At 43.9% G+C, this 20051-nt stretch carries 21 protein-coding genes; 14 read left to right on the top strand and 7 right to left on the bottom strand.

Translation table 11 applies throughout. The features are described from left to right. The first annotated feature begins 95 nt into the window (after positions 1-95). The 4 genes from KH172YL63_RS16655 to KH172YL63_RS16640 are packed head-to-tail and all read left to right on the top strand — an operon-like array spanning position 96 to position 3848. Entirely contained in the window at positions 96-1121 is a 1026-nt protein-coding gene (locus KH172YL63_RS16655; protein ID WP_173107160.1) for a methionine ABC transporter ATP-binding protein, read from the top strand. Between the two features lie 7 nt (positions 1122-1128). Beyond that, entirely contained in the window at positions 1129-1773 is a 645-nt protein-coding gene (locus KH172YL63_RS16650; RefSeq protein ID WP_442858788.1) for a methionine ABC transporter permease, read from the top strand. An 11-nt stretch (positions 1774-1784) separates the two neighbouring features. Further along, positions 1785-2621 (top strand): MetQ/NlpA family ABC transporter substrate-binding protein, encoded by an 837-nt coding sequence (locus KH172YL63_RS16645; RefSeq protein ID WP_173107158.1) that lies wholly within the window; start codon positions 1785-1787, stop codon positions 2619-2621. A 12-nt stretch (positions 2622-2633) separates the two neighbouring features. Further along, positions 2634-3848, top strand: a complete 1215-nt coding sequence (locus tag KH172YL63_RS16640) for a M20 family metallopeptidase (RefSeq protein WP_173107157.1) — start codon at positions 2634-2636, stop codon at positions 3846-3848. A 369-nt stretch (positions 3849-4217) separates the two neighbouring features. On the opposite strand, the gene KH172YL63_RS16635 is transcribed toward KH172YL63_RS16640, so the two are convergent. The 6 genes from KH172YL63_RS16635 to KH172YL63_RS16610 form a co-directional block, all read right to left on the bottom strand. Further along, complete coding sequence (locus tag KH172YL63_RS16635; RefSeq protein WP_173107156.1) at positions 4218-4583, bottom strand: hypothetical protein; 366 nt, start codon at positions 4581-4583, stop codon at positions 4218-4220. A 138-nt stretch (positions 4584-4721) separates the two neighbouring features. Continuing rightward, a complete protein-coding gene (locus KH172YL63_RS16630; RefSeq protein ID WP_173107155.1) occupies positions 4722-5144 on the bottom strand; it encodes a YhfM domain-containing protein in 423 nt (140 codons plus the stop codon). A 192-nt stretch (positions 5145-5336) separates the two neighbouring features. Beyond that, positions 5337-5783 carry a VanZ family protein gene (locus tag KH172YL63_RS16625; RefSeq protein WP_173107154.1) on the bottom strand — a complete coding sequence of 149 codons (447 nt, stop codon included), beginning with the start codon at positions 5781-5783 and terminating at the stop codon, positions 5337-5339. A gap of 267 nt (positions 5784-6050) precedes the next feature. Then, positions 6051-6812 (bottom strand): methyltransferase domain-containing protein, encoded by a 762-nt coding sequence (locus tag KH172YL63_RS16620; protein WP_173107153.1) that lies wholly within the window; start codon positions 6810-6812, stop codon positions 6051-6053. Between the two features lie 736 nt (positions 6813-7548). Then, positions 7549-8382 (bottom strand): aldo/keto reductase, encoded by an 834-nt coding sequence (locus tag KH172YL63_RS16615; protein WP_173107152.1) that lies wholly within the window; start codon positions 8380-8382, stop codon positions 7549-7551. 295 nt (positions 8383-8677) lie between these two features. Further along, on the bottom strand, positions 8678-9019 hold the full coding sequence (locus KH172YL63_RS16610; protein ID WP_173107151.1) for a winged helix-turn-helix transcriptional regulator: 342 nt from the start codon (positions 9017-9019) through the stop codon (positions 8678-8680). Between the two features lie 446 nt (positions 9020-9465). Here KH172YL63_RS16610 and KH172YL63_RS16605 point away from each other — a divergent pair, with 446 nt between their 5' ends. Further along, positions 9466-10671 carry an MFS transporter gene (locus KH172YL63_RS16605; RefSeq protein WP_173107150.1) on the top strand — a complete coding sequence of 402 codons (1206 nt, stop codon included), beginning with the start codon at positions 9466-9468 and terminating at the stop codon, positions 10669-10671. A gap of 140 nt (positions 10672-10811) precedes the next feature. Here KH172YL63_RS16605 and KH172YL63_RS16600 read toward each other — a convergent pair whose 3' ends face one another. Further along, positions 10812-11021 carry a hypothetical protein gene (locus KH172YL63_RS16600; RefSeq protein WP_173107149.1) on the bottom strand — a complete coding sequence of 70 codons (210 nt, stop codon included), beginning with the start codon at positions 11019-11021 and terminating at the stop codon, positions 10812-10814. 559 nt (positions 11022-11580) lie between these two features. Here KH172YL63_RS16600 and KH172YL63_RS16595 point away from each other — a divergent pair. The 9 genes from KH172YL63_RS16595 to KH172YL63_RS16555 all read left to right on the top strand — a co-directional run bounded on the left by KH172YL63_RS16595 (position 11581) and on the right by KH172YL63_RS16555 (position 19830). Continuing rightward, on the top strand, positions 11581-12561 hold the full coding sequence (locus KH172YL63_RS16595; protein ID WP_173107148.1) for a LacI family DNA-binding transcriptional regulator: 981 nt from the start codon (positions 11581-11583) through the stop codon (positions 12559-12561). A 6-nt stretch (positions 12562-12567) separates the two neighbouring features. Next, positions 12568-13458, top strand: a complete 891-nt coding sequence (rbsK, locus tag KH172YL63_RS16590; protein ID WP_173107147.1) for a ribokinase — start codon at positions 12568-12570, stop codon at positions 13456-13458. Next, entirely contained in the window at positions 13455-13841 is a 387-nt protein-coding gene (rbsD, locus tag KH172YL63_RS16585) for a D-ribose pyranase (RefSeq protein ID WP_173107146.1), read from the top strand. The genes rbsK and rbsD overlap by 4 nt, the downstream gene beginning before the upstream one ends. An 18-nt stretch (positions 13842-13859) precedes the next feature. Then, positions 13860-15350 (top strand): sugar ABC transporter ATP-binding protein, encoded by a 1491-nt coding sequence (locus KH172YL63_RS16580; RefSeq protein WP_173107145.1) that lies wholly within the window; start codon positions 13860-13862, stop codon positions 15348-15350. Further along, a complete protein-coding gene (gene rbsC, locus KH172YL63_RS16575) occupies positions 15343-16296 on the top strand; it encodes a ribose ABC transporter permease RbsC (RefSeq protein ID WP_173107144.1) in 954 nt (317 codons plus the stop codon). Before KH172YL63_RS16580 ends, rbsC begins: the two co-directional genes overlap by 8 nt. Positions 16297-16306: 10 nt before the next feature. Further along, the gene (gene rbsB / locus KH172YL63_RS16570) at positions 16307-17245 is read left to right on the top strand and encodes a ribose ABC transporter substrate-binding protein RbsB (protein ID WP_173107143.1); all 939 of its coding nucleotides are present in this window, start codon (positions 16307-16309) and stop codon (positions 17243-17245) included. 327 nt (positions 17246-17572) lie between these two features. After that, positions 17573-17881: a hypothetical protein gene (locus KH172YL63_RS16565; RefSeq protein ID WP_173107142.1), complete on the top strand. Its 309-nt coding sequence runs from the start codon at positions 17573-17575 to the stop codon at positions 17879-17881. Between the two features lie 448 nt (positions 17882-18329). Continuing rightward, a complete protein-coding gene (locus KH172YL63_RS16560; RefSeq protein ID WP_173107141.1) occupies positions 18330-18818 on the top strand; it encodes a DUF4304 domain-containing protein in 489 nt (162 codons plus the stop codon). Positions 18819-19050: 232 nt separating this feature from the next. Continuing rightward, positions 19051-19830 carry a class I SAM-dependent methyltransferase gene (locus tag KH172YL63_RS16555; RefSeq protein WP_173107140.1) on the top strand — a complete coding sequence of 260 codons (780 nt, stop codon included), beginning with the start codon at positions 19051-19053 and terminating at the stop codon, positions 19828-19830. Positions 19831-20051 lie beyond the last annotated feature (221 nt).

Genomic DNA, 20051 nt, shown 5'->3' with positions numbered 1-20051 from the left:
ACATATTTGTGCCTCTCTTCTTATGAAGGGGGGCACTTTTTATTTGGCCGGAAGCACAAGTAAGAGGGATACATAGCGAAAGGAGAAGGTCCTGTATGATCAGAGTTCAGAATGTTACGAAAGTATTCGAGACGAAGGATGGCCCGTTCAATGCTTTGAAGAATGTTTCCTTCGAGGTGAAAAAGGGAGAGATTTATGGCGTGATCGGGTTCAGCGGGGCGGGTAAGAGCACGCTTGTCCGCTGTCTCAATTTTTTAGAGAAACCTTCATCGGGTGATATTTTCATAGAGGGGCGCAGCCTGAAGGATCAGTCGGCGATTGATCTGAGGAAGGAGCGGCACCGGATCGGGATGATTTTTCAGCATTTCAATCTGTTTCAGTCCCGGACGGTGGCAGGGAATATCGCCTATCCTCTGAAACTTGCAAAGTGGCCGAAAGAAAGAATCAGTGAAAGGGTCAAGGAGCTGCTCGCGTTTGTCGGACTTGAAGATAAAGCGAAGCATTATCCCGACGAGCTGTCAGGCGGTCAGAAGCAGAGGGTGGGGATTGCAAGGGCCCTCGCGACCTCGCCATCGATTCTCCTCTGCGATGAAGCCACATCCGCACTGGATCCCCAGACGACCGAATCAATTTTGAATCTATTAAAAAGAATCAACGGGGAGTATGGGATTACAATCGTGATGATCACCCACGAAATGGGGGTCATCCGGGAAATCTGTGATAAGGTCGCGGTGATGGAAAATGGAGAAATCGTGGAAGAGGGAAGCGTGTTCGATATCTTTTCCAACCCGCAGACCTCGACGACGAAAAACTTTGTGAAAAGTGTCATGAATGATCAGCTGCCGGCATCGGTTCTCGACAAATTGAATGACAGCAAGGAAGGGCGCATCTGCCGCCTCATTTTCAAAGGAGATTCAACGGGCCTGCCGATCCTTTCTGAGACGGCAAAAGCATTCAACGCCCACATCAATGTATTATTCGGGCAGATCACAGAACTCCAGGGTCAGCCGTTCGGGAATCTCATCGTCCAGATCATCGGCAGCAGGAGCGAAACGGAAGAAATCCTGGATTATTGGAGAAACAGATTATTCGTAAGCGAGGTGGAGAAGCGTGCAAGTTAATTGGGAATTGTTTTGGCCAAAGATTATTGAAGCGACATGGGATACGGTGGCGATGGTGTCATTTTCCCTTCTGTTCGCCACACTCATCGGCCTTCCCCTCGGCATCATCGTCGTGGTGACGAGAAAGGGACACTTGCTTGAAAACAAAGCCGTCTTTTCCGTATTGAGCAGCATCATCAACGTGTTCCGGTCAATCCCGTTCATCATCCTGATGGTCGCGATCATCCCGTTTACCCGGTTGGTCGTCGGCACATCGATCGGAACGGCAGCCGCCGTAGTGCCGCTTGTCGTGTTTGCGGCGCCGTATATTGCAAGACTCGTAGAAAGTTCGCTCCTTGAAGTGGAACCGGGTGTCATCGAAGCGGCCGAGTCCATGGGGGCCGGGCCGTGGCAGATCATCTTCGGGATCCTCATTCCGGAAGCATTGAGTACGCTGGTCCTGAATATCACAATCGCAACAATCGGCCTTGTCGGGGCATCGGCCATGGCCGGGGCAGTCGGAGGCGGAGGCCTCGGGGATCTCGCCATTGCGTACGGATATCAGCGATTTGAAACATCCGTCATGATCGTGACGGTCATCATTTTAATCGTGATGGTACAGGGACTGCAGACAGCAGGAAATACATTATCAAAAATCATCAGAAGACGATAGGAGAGGGAATCATGAAAAAATCAATCAGTCTAGCAAGCATCGCCATTCTATTATTTACCCTGCTATTGAGCGGGTGCTCGGGAAACAGTGCATCGGGATCAGGTGAAAAAGAAGTCGTGAAAGTCGGCGTGAACGGCTCAGGGGCACCGATCTGGGAGTATATAAAAGAGAAAGCAGCAAAGGAAGGGATTGACATCGAGATCGTCGAGTTCGCCGATTACGTGAGACCGAACCAGGCGCTCGCCGATGGGGATATCGACCTGAACGCCTTCCAGACAATCTCGTATTTCGATTCTTTCGTGGAAGAACATAATCTGGATTTAGTACCGATCGGCTCGACGCTTATCGCGCCAATGGGCATCTATTCGGAACAATACGAATCGGTAGAAGATTTGCCGAAAGGAAGTACAGTCGCCCTGCCTCAAGAGGCGACGAACCTTGGCCGTGCCCTTCTCTTACTGGAGGAAGCAGGATTGATCGAGCTGAAAGAAGGATTTGATCAGTCACAAGGTCTTGAAGCGATCAAAGAAAATCCGAAAAACCTTGAATTCACAACCGTTGTCGCTGCCCAAACACCGAGGGTCCTGCCGGATGTGGCTGCATCAATCATCAATAATGGTGTCGCGGTTGAAGCAGGGTTCGTCCCGGTTGATGACAGCATCTATATCGAAGGGGCAGAATCGAAGCCATTCATCAATATCATCGCGGCACAGGAAAAAGACAAAGACAATCAAACTTACAAAAAAATCGTGGAGATCTATCAGCAAGATGACGTAGCGGAACATATCAAGAAAACATACAAAGATTCGCTGATCCCGACATTCGTGCCAGTCAGTGAATTGCATTAGGAGGGAAAAGAAATGAGTCAACGAACAGCGCTTGCCGACCGTACACACAACCTCGTCTCAGCAGTTGATCAATTGGGCGTAAAACTCGTGTCGATCAGCCATCAGATCCACGACAAACCTGAAATCGGGAACGAAGAATTCTTTGCTTCAGAAACTTTGACCACCCTCCTCGAAGCCCACGGGTTCTCAGTGGAAAGGGGAGTGGCCGGTCATGAGACTTCCTTTGTGGCACGGAAATCCTCCGGGAAAGAAGGGCCGGTCATCGGCTATCTGGCTGAATATGACGCCCTGCCCGGACTCGGCCACGCCTGCGGTCACAATATCATCGGAACGGCAAGCTGCGGGGCGGCGATCGCCCTCTCTTCCGTACTGAATGAAACAGGAGGGGAAGTGGTGGTGTTCGGTACGCCTGCCGAAGAAGGCGGCCCCAACGGAAGTGCGAAGGGCAGCTTCGTCAAGGCCGGCTTGTTCGAAGGCGTGGATGCCTGCATGATGGTCCATCCGTTCAACAGGACGACCCAGACAGGGAAAACCCTTGCCGTCGACCCGCTTGATTTCGCATTCAAAGGAAGGTCTGCCCATGCGGCGGCTTCCCCTGAAGACGGCATCAATGCCCTCGACGGCGTGATCCAGCTGTTCAACGGCATCAACGCCCTTCGGCAGCACGTCACAGAAGACGTGCGGATTCACGGCATCATCACCCACGGCGGGGACGCCCCCAACATCGTCCCTGACTATGCGAAAGCCCGCTTCTATATCCGGGCTGCCACCAGGGAAGCGTGCAATGAAGTCACGAAGAAAGTGAAAGCGATCGCGGAAGGGGCGGCACTTGCCACCGGAACGGAACTGAATGTGATCAAAATCCAGAATGAAGTGGATCACTTTCAGCTCAACCGCCGTTTCGATCAAGTATTCCAGCGTGCCATCGAGTCACTCGGCGAGCCCTTTGACCAAACAGAACGTAAAGGCCTCGGCTCATCCGACGCCGGAAACGTCAGCCGGGTCGTCCCGACGATCCACCCCTACATCAAGATCGGCCCCGAATCCCTCGTCGTCCACACGAACGAATTCAGGGAAGCAGCGAAATCCCCCGAAGGTGACCGTGCCCTTGTGACCGGGGCCAAGGCCCTTGCCCTGACGGGGTATGAACTGCTGACGGATAAGCAGCTTTTGGCGGTGATTTGGGAAGAGTTTGGTAAAGACGAAGAGACAGCCGGATCAGGGTAACGGATTCGGTTTTGGAGTACAAACATTAAAAAAGTAATATAAATGGAGGTCCAATTCCATATGAATTGGATCTCTTGTTTTTGTTGTTATTAAAGGGTTTATGGTAATTTCGTACCCTAATTTACAGCAGTTTGATGGCTAACATACTCCTGCGAATTGGTGTGTTAAAACATATACCAATACTTGTGTGAGAAAGGATTCAAAAACGCCTTCTCAGCTTCTCGGTATTACTAAATAGCTATATGCTATGAACTGAATGATTTATAAGTAGTAGAACGAAGAAAAAGACCGATTGCTTAATCGGTCTGTTCATTTCTATACTGCCTTATTCCATTAAAGCCCCCTATAATGGAATAAGAAAAGCGACCTTTACATATTAGATATTCCATTAATAAAAACACTGAATAACAAACTAATGGTTACGAAGCCTGCAACTAAAATGGAAAAAACTTGGCTGTTTTTGAATTCAAAAATAACTATACCTAACCCCGCAAGGCATAACACCAACCACATAGGCATAAATATTGCATCTGCAATATTCCTTGGCAATGAAGCATAACCGCCTCCTAAAAAAAATATCCAATGCACAACCAAAATCCCTATAACTACATAAGCGACTTTTCTAGGTGAGCTCCCTTTTTCACTTCTTTTTATAGACATCACGGGCTTAGCAATTATAGTGACAGTTGTAATTAATACAAGTAAAATAATTATTGATAACCCTATAAATTCCACTTCCTATCTAACATACTCATTCAAAAAAAGCACTTTAACACCATTTACTAATCATAAAATGTAGCAACAATTTTATTTACACAACCTGTGCTTGTATTTTTTTTATAACTTCTTTATAAAAATCAACTTGATGTGGAACTACACATCTAATAACTTTCTTATTTCTTTCGTCTCATTGGGAGAAACTATATAACCTTGTCTTTCGTGTCCTATGTACATAATTACGCTTTCTTCCCCCGTATTTCCAAGCAGGAGATGTAGACCTTGCGTCTCCCCGTTGTCATAGCGTATTAACAAGTCGTAGTCAGGTTTTTCATTAGCTACATCCATATCTCTAGATCGTTTTTTAGCATTTTGCAAAACATTTTCAAAGCCTGAGATAGAATTCTCTTGGTCCATTAAGAGTATATAATCCTCGTTCAAACCCCCATATCCATTAGATATAGATATTGATATATCAGTTATATTATCTTTTGGTTTCATTTCTTTAACTTGGGTTTGACAAGCAATTAAAGCAAAACAACAAGTAATAAACAATAAAGATAATAATATTTTCTTCATACCAATTATCCTCCTTCCAATGCAATTTCTTATTAACAGTGCGGCTCATTCCTTAAAGCATAACTGCTTTAGTTGTCTTGAACTACATTATTCAAGTTCAATTCTTCAATTAATCTGCCCGATAATTGATTACGGGCAATAAACTTGATCTCAGCAGCTGATCTTCTGATATTGTCCCTAATATTCAATAACCTAAATTTTACTTTTTATCTGAATCTTGAAGATCAGGTATCCTAAGGCAGCTCCAATTAGGTTTAATATAACATCATCTACATCTAATACTCCTAATTTAGTTAGATACTGAAAAACTTCAATACACAAACTCAGCACTAGTGTAAAAAATAAAACATTTTTTAATGTATTTAAGTTAGAGAAAACTTTTGGAAGTAGGAAACCTAATGGCATAAATAAGATAACTATTCCAAAAGTATTGTAGAACCAAGTATCAAAGTTATAATGGTCAATATTAAAAACGTATCCAATCATAGTTTTCAAGGGAACAAAATTATTATTTACTTCTTCGTAATTAATCGTCCTCAAGTGGTTCATTCCAAATCCCAATCCTACAAAGCTCACTACCAACAATACAAATAGATAAAACAAAAATAAAATAATAAATATCGTATGTTGCTTTTGCATTCTAATCACCTCTTATCATAAGAGGTTTATGATTGTCCTTAAATAAATATTCACTTTGCGTTTAAGCAAACTAAATCTTATTCCGATCGAAAATAAAATCCTATATTTGGGATTCATTTTGAAGGATTGCATTAGTTAGAGTATGGAATCCTTCTTCAATTAACCTGCCCAATAATTGAATAAGGGCAATAGCCGGATCATCTAGCTGATCTTCGGTTATTGCCCCCGTTAACAGTTACTGAGGTCTAATAAAAGACCTCAGTTAAATTATATTGCCTTAGCCTTAATCATAAAGCGATGCTGTTTCACTTCAAAAAATCCATTTTCTTGAATAGTTTTATGAATATCATACAATTTATTTTCAAATCTTTTTACACTAAAATCGGGTACTTGCCAAGGTATGGCTTTTAGATAATAAACTAATGCTCCCACATCATAAAAACGTTGAAAAGGGAATTCCTCTTGGCATTGCAGAACCTGAAAAGAATTTTTTTCAAGTTCATTTTTAGCAGATTTTAGGTTCCAATTTATAAATTCATTATTCAATGAAACACCAAGGGCTTCATTAATTCCAACACAATCTAAGCCACCTACCTGCTGTGTTAAAAATAAACCATTTTCTTTTATTATTCTTCTTAATTCTTTAGGGGAATAAGACTCGTGTTGGTTTAAGATTAAGTCAAATTGTTCGTTTTTAAAGGGAAGTTTGGTATCCTCATCAATAGGAACAACAGTCACACCCATTGGTTCAAGTCGTTCCTTTGCAATTAATATATTCGGTTTGTATCCTTCAGTTGCAAAAACATTTTGAGGAAAGGGTCTAAGCATCGATAAAAACTCTCCCCCACCAGTGCCCATGTCCAGCATAGTATTTGTGCTTTGGATTAACGGAATTGCTTGGCTACCATATGACCAAGAAAGTAGGCCACTACTCATACGTCCGGTGCCTGATATAAATGAAAAATCCCACCCTTTAAAACTTCTATCTACATCTTTAATTAAATTTAAAAATTGGCTATCTTTAATCATAATTTCCTCCCGAGATTTAATTTTTTGATATTCAAACAATTAGGGAGGACCCCGGCAGTAATTAAAAAGTTTTTATATATTATGTTCAGATAGGTTCATACAAACTACCTCCTTATTTTAATTATTTTTAACATATCAACTTATTGCATTATCCTGCACTTTTACTTGAACAGTTGGCGGCTGCTTGTTCAACAAACACCTCTGTTACTTATATGTACAAATATTAAATTGTTTATTTATTTTCAAGTTCTTTAACTCTTTTTCCAGATAGCCTTTTAATTTTTAACTTACTATACTTTCTATTGACAACACCTTAGTATTTAGACGAAATACATATTAGTTAAGTTTTGATTTATTCTATTAAACTGCTCCTTTAATTGAACAATCCCTTTATCAATATATTAACATAAAATCCCATAAAACCTTTGAAAAATCCTCTATTATGAATAAAAAACGCACAGATAACCAATCACTGTGCGTTTATAAGTGTGAATTTAGTGGGAATTTTATAGCTAATCGTGTAGCGAATAGTGCTGTTATTTGACATTTTGCACTCCAAAACCTAACCCGTTAGGATCAGGGCTGTCTTTTTGTATCGTTGGCAAGAAAGGGTGTTCCTGAACTTCCACTTTAAAATGTACGGCTCGTTGTGTGTAATTCACTGTCTGCTCCCGTTACTCAGATTTGTCCCAAAGAAAAAAAGACACGTTTTAACGTGCCTTTTTCTTCAGCCTTATTAGAAATCAAATTCGTCAGGATGAGGTCCACTGCGAAGATTTTCATTTAGAGCGTCCAGTTGCTTCATTTCTTTTTCACTTAATGAAAAATCATCAAGGTTGATATTTTCTTTCATGCGTGAAGGGGTCATAGATTTAGGAATAGTGATGATTCCGTGCTGGATATCCCAACGAAGAATCACTTGTGCAGCTGATTTATTATATTTCTCAGCGATTTCTATTACTAAGTCATGGTTCAATAATTCCGCATTCATAAGAGGAGACCAAGCCTCCACCTGAATGTTGTGACGAAGGCAATATTCTCTAACCTCTGTTTGAGTTAATTTTGGATGAAATTCAATTTGATTGATGACAGGTGTAACCTTGGCATGTTTTAAGAGATTATCGAGATGATAGACTTGAAAATTACTTACCCCGATAGACTTCACTTTATCTTCTTTATAAAGGTGTTCCAGTGCTTTCCAAGGTTCTATATATTTATCATTCCCTGGCCAGTGAATGAGGTAAAGGTCAAGATATTCAAGGCCCATTCTCTCAAGAGACTCTTCGTATGCCGTAATTGTTTCATCATATGAACCATGGTTATTCCACAGTTTTGATGTGATAAACAGTTCCTTCCTCGTTACAATTCCTTTCTCAATCGCTTGACGGATCCCATTTCCTACGCTCTGCTCGTTTCCGTAGATTGCTGCAGTATCAATGCTGCGATAACCGGAGCGAATTGCCGTCACAACAGCTTCTTCTAAATCTTTCCCTTCTTCTACCCTAAAGACCCCATAACCAATTTGAGGCATTTCAATTCCATTATTTAAACGAATATTATGAACTCCCATATGTGAAAACTCCTTTGCAAACATTTTAGTTGATCAAGAATAGATGGCCACACTATGTCTTGTTGAACTATAGTAAATCAAACGTAAAAAAAAGAATAGTAGGTACTTTATTGTTCTATAGGCACTTAAAAGTAACGTTTAGCTTGAAAGAATCTATATATGAAATTTTGTGTGGTAACTCTAAGAAGAGGTCCATATATTCATTTACACATAAACAAAGCCGGTGAAATTTTACGACTAAAATTTCACCGGCTTTTTCATATCAAAGGAGGGTTTTGTCCCAGCCTCGTTTATTCTAAACGTCCATTAAGGAACCTTCGTCTTTATCAATATTTTCTATATGTTTTTCTCCCCAAGCACATAACATATCAAGAGCAGGCTTCAGGGACCAGCCATATTCGGTCAGTTCATATTCTACTTTCGGCGGAACCTGGTTATAGATGACTCTATTTACAACGCCGTCTTGCTCCAGCTCCCTTAGTTGTTGGGTTAACATTTTCTGTGTAATATTGGGCATTAAGCGTTTTAATTCACTCGTGCGATACTTGCTCTTGATTAAGTGGCATAGTATGACAACCTTCCATTTGCCTCCTATCACTTCCAAAGCTGCTTCTACTGGAATATTATATTTTTTCATTCCTTTAACCTCCAGAATCCTGTATTTTATTAAGCTACAATACGGCAGCGATCTACTCAAAGTATATTTTTGAATATAACATATCTCTCTCGCCATTCCTAAAATACAGATTTTTCAATGTCAGAAAGCAATGACTAAAAAAAATCGAAGCTTAGGGTACTTTAGAGTGCCTATACCACTTGAAAGTGCGTACTTTTCAAAGATGATTAATAGGCTCATAATCAAGCGTATTCCCGTTTCATTGTACAGACGAAAACGTGTCTTGCAATGAAAGAATGTAATAGGTACTTTAAGGTGCCTATAGGACTTTGAAGTAACTACGATACTTTAAAGTGCGTTATTCCATTTATTCAATATACATTTCATAATGATCTGTACAAGGGATTGCGGTTGGCGCCAACTGTACCTGAAACTAAACCTATTTTCATCTAAGGAGGATTTTCTAAATGAGTTCCCATGCAACAACCATAGATCACTCAACATCAAAAGGAGGCACGCCGGCCTTATTGGCACTTGCAATCAGTGCTTTTGGAATTGGGACGACAGAGTTTGTTCCAGTCGGATTATTATCGTCGATTGCAGATGATCTATCGATTTCAATTACACTTGCCGGTTTATTAATATCCGGATACGCCATCGGGGTTGCCATTGGTGCACCGGTATTAACAGCACTAACGAGTAAGATGAGCAGGAAATCTTTGCTTATGTCTTTAATGATCATTTTTATCGTCGGTAACTCGGTTGCAGCCCTCTCATCCAGTTTTGGTTTATTACTGGCAGCACGCTTTATTACAGCCTTTTCACATGGTATTTTCTTTTCCATCGGGTCAACGATCGCGGCGGATTTAGTACCTGTTCATAAACGGGCCAGTGCCATTGCATTTATGTTCACTGGTTTAACTGTAGCCACCGTAACTGGAGTCCCACTAGGAACATTTATAGGACAAGCATTTGGATGGAGAGCGACATTCTGGGGAGTGGCATTACTGGGGGTTATTGGCATTATCGCCAGTGCCATTCTTGTTCCAAAAAACCTGAAAGAAGCACCGCCAGCGAAATTTAGTGAACAACTTAAGATCTTAAGAAACGGCAAATTATTATTGGCCTTTGCGATCACAGCACTTGGGTACGGTGGAACATTTGTTGCGTTCACCTATTTAACACCACTGCTGGAAGATGTCACGGGCTTTAGTTCAAAATGGGTCAGTATCATTCTTCTTGTCTATGGGATTGCGGTAGCGATCGGAAATGTAATTGGAGGGAAAGCGTCGGATAAGAATCCTCTAAAGGCTTTATTCTGGATGTTCCTGCTTCAATCCATCATTTTGGTTGCTTTGACATTCGCGGCACCATTCAAGGTTGCAGGGGTGATCGCCATTTTCTTAATGGGATTATTCGCCTTCATGAATGTGCCGGGATTACAAATTTTAGTTGTGAACTTAGCTGAAAAATATGTACCCTCGGCAGTAAATGTTGCATCAGCACTGAACATTGCTGCATTTAATGTAGGGATTGCGATCGGTTCCTTTTTAGGAGGAATGATCGTAGATGGAATTGGTATCATTCATACGCCTTGGATTGGCGCCTTTATGGTACTCGGAGCAGTATTATTAACAGCTTGGTTACGTGGGTTAGAGCGCGAAACATCTTAAGGAGAAACGAGAGAAGCCATGGGGACAGTCCCCGTGGCTTTCTGATAGGCATGGTAGAGGGGAAAAATAACCGCTAGAACAGAAAAAGAGATCACTTATCATCATGAAGTGATCTCTTTTCTATCATGCCGGACAGCACCTTAATTTGAATATGTGATAATACGTTCAATCTTATCAATTGCCACGGAATAAACAGCCTGGGGATTGTTCAAATCAATACCTGAAACGACGCCATTCTCAACTTTTTTCACAACAAGGTTTTGAATGTCTCCACTTCCAAGAAGCAGTGCGACTGCTTGGTTGATTTGACATTTTAAAATTTTGGCGAGTCCATCACCACAATGATGCATATACAACACTCCTTTTCAAAAATATTAAACGGTCTCTATTAATATATTTGAGTTGATAGAATTTGCTTGTACATTTACCTTGCTTCTGGAAATAAAGAGTCTCTTAAATTTAGGCTGTTTTCGTAAACATTGTGGCTTTTAAATAAGCGAGGTGCGGTTGATTTCCGCTCCAGATGCTCGCTTTCCGCGGGGATGGCGGTGAGCCTCCTCGGACTTTGTCCTGCGGGGTCTCACCTGTCCATCAGTTCCCGCAGGAGTCGAGCATCTTCCGCTCCAATCAACCATCGAAGGTAAAAACCAAAAGTCACTGAATTAACTACTTATTCATCTTCTGAATAATAGTGATTAACGTTATTCAAGTACATTGCAGTTGATTCATTACTATGGCAATTTTTTTATTCTACAGTCTCAAATTACCGAAGATGCTCACTTTTAGCAACAATCTAAGCGAAAACAGCCTAACTTTTAGAAGTAAACTATTGCAAACGATTACAACAATATGTTACCTTATCTGTAACCGGTTACACAATAACCAACAAACGAACAGGAAGTGACACATGTGGTAACGATAAAGGATGTGGCGAGTGAAGCGGGGGTGTCGGTGGCGACGGTCTCCCGGGTGCTGAATGATAACGGCTATGTAGGGGCCGAGACGAGAAAGAAAGTGATGACGGCGATCGAGAAGCTGAATTACAGCCCGAATGAGGTGGCACGCTCTCTCTTTAAACGGGAGTCGAGACTGATCGGACTGCTGCTTCCCGATATCACGAATCCTTACTTCCCGCAGCTGGCGAGAGGGGTGGAGGATGAAGTGAGTGAGGCAGGGTTCAGGCTTCTTCTTGGAAACAGCGACGAGAACATTCAGAAGGAGCTGGATTATATCCAGACCTTCGTTCAGAACAATGTGGTGGGCATGATCTCTGCGACGAATCATGTGGCACATGATCAGCTATACAGCGAGCTGAATCTCCCGCTCGTGCTCCTTGACCGGACGACGGACAACTATCCGGCTGTCTATGCCGACGGGCGCAAAGGGGGGCGGCTTGCTGCCGAGACGCTCGTAGGTAAAGGGTCGAAGCGGATCACGGTCATGAAGGGGCCGGCTCACATCAAGCCTGCACAGGATCGGTTCCGTGGCGCCGTCGAGTATTTAAGCGGGGCCGATGTGGATTTCACGGTGATGTCGACGACGTCCTTCTCCTTTGAAGACGCGAAGGGATGGGCGGAGGAGCTGTTTGCCACTTATCCAGATACGGACGGGATCATCGCGAGCAATGACATCGTCGGGATTGCGATTCTCCATGAGGCGCTCCGCCTTGGGAAGAGAATCCCTGAAGACGTGCAGATCATCGGCTACGATGACATCCCACAGAGCAGCCTGTCGTATCCGGCGCTCTCAACGATCCGCCAGCCCGCATACGAAATGGGCAGGCAGGCCGCGGCACTTCTGATTAAACTGATAAAAAAAGAAAAAGATATCGATTCATCCGTTCAGCTTCCAGTGGAACTGATCGAGCGGAACACAACAAGAAAGGGATGAGGAACAATGAAGAAAGCGAAGATTGCCGTGATTGGCAGTTCATCGATGGATCTCGTGGTCACATCAGCAAAACGTCCCGGCGCAGGAGAAACCGTACTCGGCGACAGCTTTGACACGGTCCCAGGCGGGAAAGGGGCCAACCAGGCCGTTGCAGCAGCGCGGCTTGGGGCTGACGTGTACATGATCGGCTGTGTCGGGGACGACCCGTACGGCGTGGAGATTCTAGAAAATTTTAAAAGGAACGGTGTACATACAACGTATGTGGAACCGGTTACAGGTCAAAAATCGGGCACGGCCCATATCATCCTCGCTGAAGGGGACAACAGCATCGTCGTCGTAAAAGGGGCGAATGATCTGGTGACACCTGAATACGTAGAGAAAACAGCCGACTTCCTTAAAACATGCGACCTGATCATGATTCAGCAGGAAATCCCGGAGGAAACGGTTGAGTACGTAGCAAATCTGTGTCTCGACATCGAAGTGCCATTGCTGCTGAACCCGGCTCCAGCCCGAAAGATTTCACAGGCAGTCATCGATGGTGCGAGCTACCTGACACCGAATGAACATGAAGCGGATGTGCTTTTCAACGGAGCGAAGCCGTCAGAAGCGCTGGAGAAATACCCTGAAAAAGTCATCATCACAGAAGGTGCCGCGGGCGTCCGCTACCATAGCGGGACAGAGGAAATCCTCGTTCCTTCCTTCAAGGTAGAAGTCGTCGACACGACTGGGGCCGGGGACACGTTCAATGCCGCATTCGGAACGGCTATCGCCGAAGGTCAAACGATAGAAGAAAGCCTCAAGTTCGCAAACCGGGCCGCATCCCTTTCCGTGACAGGATTCGGGGCACAGGGCGGCATGCCGACAAGAGACGAAGTGGAAAGGAAGCTGGCAGAATGAAACGACATGGCATCTTGAACAGTCACATTGCAAAAATACTAGCCGATCTCGGACACACAGATACAATCGTCGTGGCCGATGCCGGTCTCCCGATTCCGTCAGACGCCGTGAAAATCGACCTGGCATTGAAGCAGGGTGACCCGTCTTTCCTGGACGTGGTTAAACTGTTAAAAGAAGAAATGGTCGTCGAAAGTGTGACGCTTGCACATGAAGCAGAAACCAATGCAGGGGTTCATGAACAGATGACATCATGGTTTGACCGAATCCAATATGTATCCCATGAAGATTTCAAGAAAGAAACCCATAAAGCGAAGGCCGTGATCCGCACCGGTGAAGTGACACCGTATGCGAACTGTATCCTTCACGCGGGTGTTATTTTTTAACAAAAAGGGGTGAGTTGCATGCAGATCAGCATGAAGAATATCCATAAAGCATTTGGAACGAATTCTGTCCTCGAAGGCGTGGACATCGAGATCGGGGAAGGTGAAGTCCATGCCCTGATGGGGGAAAACGGCGCCGGAAAGTCGACGCTGATGAACATCCTGACCGGCCTTCACAAGAAGGATCAAGGAACGATCACCATCGACGGGAAGGACATGACGTTCGATAATCCGAAACAGGCCGAGGAATACGGCGTTGCCTTCATCCATCAGGAGCTGAACGTCTGGCCGGAGATGACGGTCCTTGAGAATCTTTTCATCAATAAGGAACCGGTTACACAATTCGGTCTCATCAATACGAGAAAAATGAAAGCGGTTGCGAATGAGCAGTTCCAAAAGCTGAACATTTCCATCCCTCTCACCAAAGAAGCGGGACAGTGCTCAGTCGGCCAGCAGCAGATGATCGAAATCGCCAAAGCCCTCATGACGGATGCAAAAGTCATCATCATGGACGAGCCGACGGCGGCATTGACGGACCGGGAAATTCAGACGCTCTTCACCGTCATCCGTTCCCTGAAGAAAGCCGGCGTGTCGATCGTCTACATCTCCCACCGGATGGAAGAGATCTTCACGATTTGTGACACGATCACGGTCATGCGGGACGGGCGCACAGTGGATACGACGCCGATCCCCGAGACGAACTTCGATGACGTCGTGAAGAAAATGGTCGGACGTGAATTAACCGACCGCTTCCCGGCACGAAACCCGAAGCCAGGCGAAACGATGCTCGAAGTACGGAACCTGACGAAAAAGGGACTCTTTGAAAACGTAAGCTTCGAAGTCCGTTCAGGAGAAATCGTCGGCATGTCAGGATTGATGGGGGCAGGCCGAACGGAAATCATGCGCACTATCTTCGGACTCGACGGCCGGTATGAAGGGGAGATCCTCGTGAACGGGAATCCGGTCACCATCAAAACACCTGATCAGGCAGTGAAGCTCGGTCTCGGTTTCATCACTGAGGACCGGAAAGACGAAGGACTCGTCCTCGACTTTTCCCTGAAGGACAATATCGCCCTGCCAAGCCTGTACAGCTTCACAAAGAAAGGCTTGATCAACGATAAAAGCGAAGTGGACTTTGTGGAGATGCTCATCAAGCGGCTGACGATCAAGACTGAATCAGCCAGGACCCACGCACGGAATCTGTCAGGTGGGAATCAGCAGAAAGTCGTCATCGCCAAATGGATCGGCATCGGACCGAAAGTGCTCATCCTCGATGAACCAACCCGGGGAGTCGATGTCGGAGCGAAACGGGAAATCTATCAGCTGATGAACGAGCTCACCGACCGGGGCGTCGCGATCGTGATGGTATCGTCCGAGCTGCCGGAAGTGCTCGGGATGAGCGACCGCATCCTCGTCGTCCATGAAGGGACCATCGCAGGAGAGCTTACGAAGGAAGAAGCCACACAGGAAAAAATCATGACATTGGCGACAGGAGGTCTCGCACATGAATAACGCACTCAAAACGAATCACGTCGGCAATCTGATGCAAAAGCTCGGTCCGCTACTCGGACTGTTTGTACTGGTTGCGACCGTATCCATCATCAACCCTAGTTTTCTAGAACCCTTGAACTTATTGAATCTACTACGACAGGTCGCGATCAACGCCCTGATTGCCTACGGGATGACCTTCGTCATTCTGACAGGTGGAATCGACTTATCCGTCGGCTCGATCCTCGCCCTATCCAGTGCCCTCATGGCAGGGATGATGGTATCAGGCATCGACCCGATTCTTGCCATCCTGATCGGCTGTATCCTCGGTGCCGTGATGGGAATGGTCAACGGACTACTGATCACAAAAGGAAAAATGGCACCATTTATCGCGACACTCGCAACGATGACCATGTTCCGTGGCTTGACGCTCGTCTACACAGACGGTAACCCGATCACAGGACTCGGCGACAGCTATGCATTCCAACTGTTCGGAAGAGGATACTTCCTTGGCATCCCTGTTCCCGCCGTCACGATGATCCTGACGTTCGCGATCCTGTGGGTAATCCTGCACAAAACGCCGTTCGGCCGCAAAACGTATGCCATCGGGGGAAATGAAAAAGCAGCCCTGATCTCAGGGATCAAAGTACCGCGCATCAAAGTGATGATCTACTCACTGGCAGGTCTACTCGCAGCACTCGCAGGCGCGATCCTCACATCACGCCTGAATTCAGCCCAGCCGACAGCCGGTACATCCTATGAACTCGATGCCATCGCAGCCGTCGTCCTCGGCGGGACAAGCCTGTCAGGCGGACGTGGACTGATCGTCGGCACATTGATCGGCGCACTGATCATCGGAACACTAAACAACGGTCTGAACCTGCTCGGCGTCTCATCCTTCTTCCAAATGGTCGTCAAGGGTGTCGTCATCATCATCGCAGTGCTCATCGACCGAAAGAAAGCAGCGTAGGAGGGATACGATGAAAAAAGCATGGCTACTACTGATCAGTTTCTCAATCCTATTCCTGGGCGCCTGCTCCCTGCAGCCGCCGGAATGGGCAAAGCCAAACACAAGCACCAACCCTGAAGACATCAAAATCGGACTATCCGTTTCAACCCTAAATAACCCCTTCTTCGTCTCCATGAAAAACGGCGTAAAAGACGAAGCCAAAAAACAAGGCATGGAAGTCGTCGTCGTCGATGCCCAGAACGACGCAGCCAAGCAGATCAATGACGTAGAAGACCTCATCCAACAGGGTGTCAACGTCTTACTCATCAACCCGACGGACTCAGCGGCTATCTCAACAGCCGTTCAATCCGCCAACAGCCTGGGCATCCCGGTCGTCACCCTTGACCGCTCAGCGGAAAAAGGAGATGTCGCCACACTCGTCAGCTCCGATAACGAAAAGGGCGGAGAAATGGCAGGGGAGTACCTCGTCGAACAGCTTGGTGAAGGAGCCAAAGTTGCAGAACTTGAAGGTGTTCCAGGAGCATCCGCCACCCGTGAGCGTGGAGCCGGATTCCACAACATCGCGGACGAAAAGCTGGATGTCGTGGCCAAGCAGACTGCTAACTTTGATCGTACTGAAGGATTAAATACGATGGAAAACCTGATTCAGGGGAATCCAGATATCAAAGCAGTATTCGCCCATAACGATGAAATGGCACTCGGCGCACTGCAGGCGATTCAGAGCTCCGGTCGTGACGTGTTAGTCGTTGGATTTGATGGAAATGAAGATGCGATGACCAGCATCCGGAATGGCAATCTGTCTGCGACTGTTGCGCAGCAGCCTGAGAAGATCGGTTCGTTGGCCGTGCAGGCTGGGGCTGATGTGTTGTCGGGTAAGAAGGTGGAGGAGAATATTCCGGTGCCGTTGAAGCTCGTAACTGAGGAAAATATAGAAGACTCTGAAGAATAAATTGTGGTGGGAAACCTCATTCGTGCAATTGTACGGATGAGGTTTTTTTAATTGGTGATAAAAGTAGTGGAGAAAAGAATTGAGCTTTTCATGTGTTTGCCCTAAATGAGTTGCGGGTATGAACCTGTTTAACAAATGATTCATACAAAAGTAATAATTATCTTTAAGATAACAAACCTGCTCTTCATTTTCTCCTCCACTTCTAGCATTTAGCCTTCCTCTACTTTATAACAACATATTTTTAAAAAAAATTAATCTAATGGGTATCCTTTCCCAGCCAATCTCACTATATAAGGGTTGAATACATATTGAATCAGGAGTGATCAAATGGAAAGATGGAGAAATTTAAACCAATGGGTGTTCGACTTGGATACATTTTATCACCTGGAGGGCCTTCACCTGTATGTGTGGATTCTGTTGAATGTCATGTATAAGGGCGGAGTTCAGTTAGGGTGTGTGGTGTTGTTCGGTGAAAGGCAGTATATTCAGTCGGTTGGGAAGATTCGAGAGGACCTGTTTTTTAAAGTGAGAATGAGGCCTTTTTGTAAGAGGTGGGAGTCGGAGAAGTATGAGTATGGGGGAGTCTATACGTTAAAGCCGATGAATGATTTAGCTTGTGGGGATAATTTCTATTGAATCGGTATGTCTGTAAAAAAGAGTTATGATGATTCTGGGATTGATCAGTTTGATAATAAAGCTGATTCCGGATTATCTTCGTGCGGCGAAAAGCATGTGAATCGGGTGTAGAAATAACCTGCAAACAGACTTAAGAACTTAGAGAAAGAATAGATATTAGAGAACACCACCAACATAGCGACGCTAAGGATGTAGATAGGGTGGAGATGGTGAGTGGACATTTTGCTGGCACTGAATCCTGGTGTCTTAGCCTTGGAACGGAGAGGCGATAATGAATGCACGAGGGGACAGCCCCCCAAGGATTTATTACATTATGTGGTAAAGTAAACTTGAAGATTATGAAATTTTGTTCTCCAACTAACGGACAGGTTAATTGAAGAAGAACAATACGTATTAAAACAATGTTGCCTACATTCAACCTCTTAGAAGAAGGGACGGTGTAAATGTTTTGAAAGATAAAAGGTTAGAAAAGAAGAACGCTGAGTTAGTGAAAAAGAAATTAAGTGAATTATTATCGGTATATGGATTTATTAAAACTAAGCCTACTTTTTTTACCAGACTGTTTGAAGATAGAATTGAATTTATACATTTACATAAATTCTCATATGGTCCTGCATTTAGAGTTCATACTGGGATACGCTTTCTAAAAGATAATCAAGAATTTATAGAATTAAATGGAATCGAAGCAAGTGGTCATAAAAATGAATATCCGATAAATTATGACTTCAGTTACCACAAGGATGATGCTTCGATTAATAGATGTGCAAATCAAATCTTGTTATTTGTAGAGAATGAGTCTCTTCCTTGGTTAGAAAACTGGCGTGAAGGTGATGAGTTTTACAATCGACAAGATAGCCCATTTAGGTTATCCAAAGATGGATTAAACAAAGAAGATTCAGAGACTCTGAGTAAAAAACTTTTAGGGATTAAAGATTAGCATCTCTTATTCAATAAACGGGGGCGGTGCTTAAAGAGGGATTAATGCTTTTGCTGAAGATCGATCGGGTAGATGATCTTCAGCGTTTTTTCTTTGTTCCGTTTAAGGGATTTTAACAGAATAAGAAAAGACCTTTATTATTGTATAATATGGAATTAAATGTAATTATGGTATGGTTAATTCAGAAGCTTTTTTTAATGGATATTTATTGGAGATGGGAGTGAGTAGAGACATGCCAGTTTATAATAGTATCGGGAAGACATATAACACTACTAGAAAGGCTGATCATCGAATTACAAATATATTGGTTAGAGAGCTTAAAATAAAACCTTCTGCAACTATATTAGATATAGGTGCAGGAACAGGAAACTATAGCTACGAATTAGCTGAAATGGGGTACCACGTCATTGCTTTGGAGCCTTCTAAAGTAATGAGAGCTCAAGCTAAACACCATAGGAATATTCTATGGAAAGAAGGTATTGCAGAGCAAATACCATTAGAAGACAACTCGGTGGATGGGGTTATTTGCACCCTAGCCTCACATCATTTTCGTGACTTGGCACTTTGTTTTAGAGAGATGAAAAGAGTATTAAAAGAAAATGGGAAAATCACACTTTTCACTCTTGATCCCAGGTTATGTGACGCGAATTGTTGGCTATTGGATTATTTCGGATCAATATTAGAAGATGCGTATAATATTCATCCACCTCTAAAAAATCTTTCACAATTACTTGAGGAACAGGTAGGACGAACTCCAAAAATCATTCCATATCCATTACCCCATAATTTGATGGATCAATTTTTTTTCGCTGGATGGAGAAAACCTGAAATCTATCTAAATAGTGAATTTCAAAAAGGTACTTCTCCACTCGCTAAAGAGAATAACAAGGAAGTGATTGAATGCCTTGAAAGATTAAGTTTTGATTTAGAGAATGGAAATTGGAATGAAAAATATAATCATATTTTAGATTTAGATAAATATAATTGTGGTCACTTTTTCTTAGTTGTCTAAGGGGGGAATGGCCATCTTCCACGCCAATATTAACATTAATATCAATTCATTCGAATGAAACGATGGAATATCCGTTTTTTGAGAACCCAATGAATTGGAAGAATAACAAATTCAAACTCAAAATATTTTACTTATGAGGGAAATGAATGTGGATTTATTAAGGACTAAGTCATTGGTTAGTTCATAACAGACAACTTTAATGAAAGCTTATTACTTTCAAA

The sequence above is a fragment of the Bacillus sp. KH172YL63 genome (assembly GCF_011398925.1).
GTDB lineage: Bacteria > Bacillota > Bacilli > Bacillales > Bacillaceae_B > Rossellomorea.
Note: the sequence above shows the minus strand (reverse complement) of the source record. Positions and strands in the feature narration are given on the sequence as shown.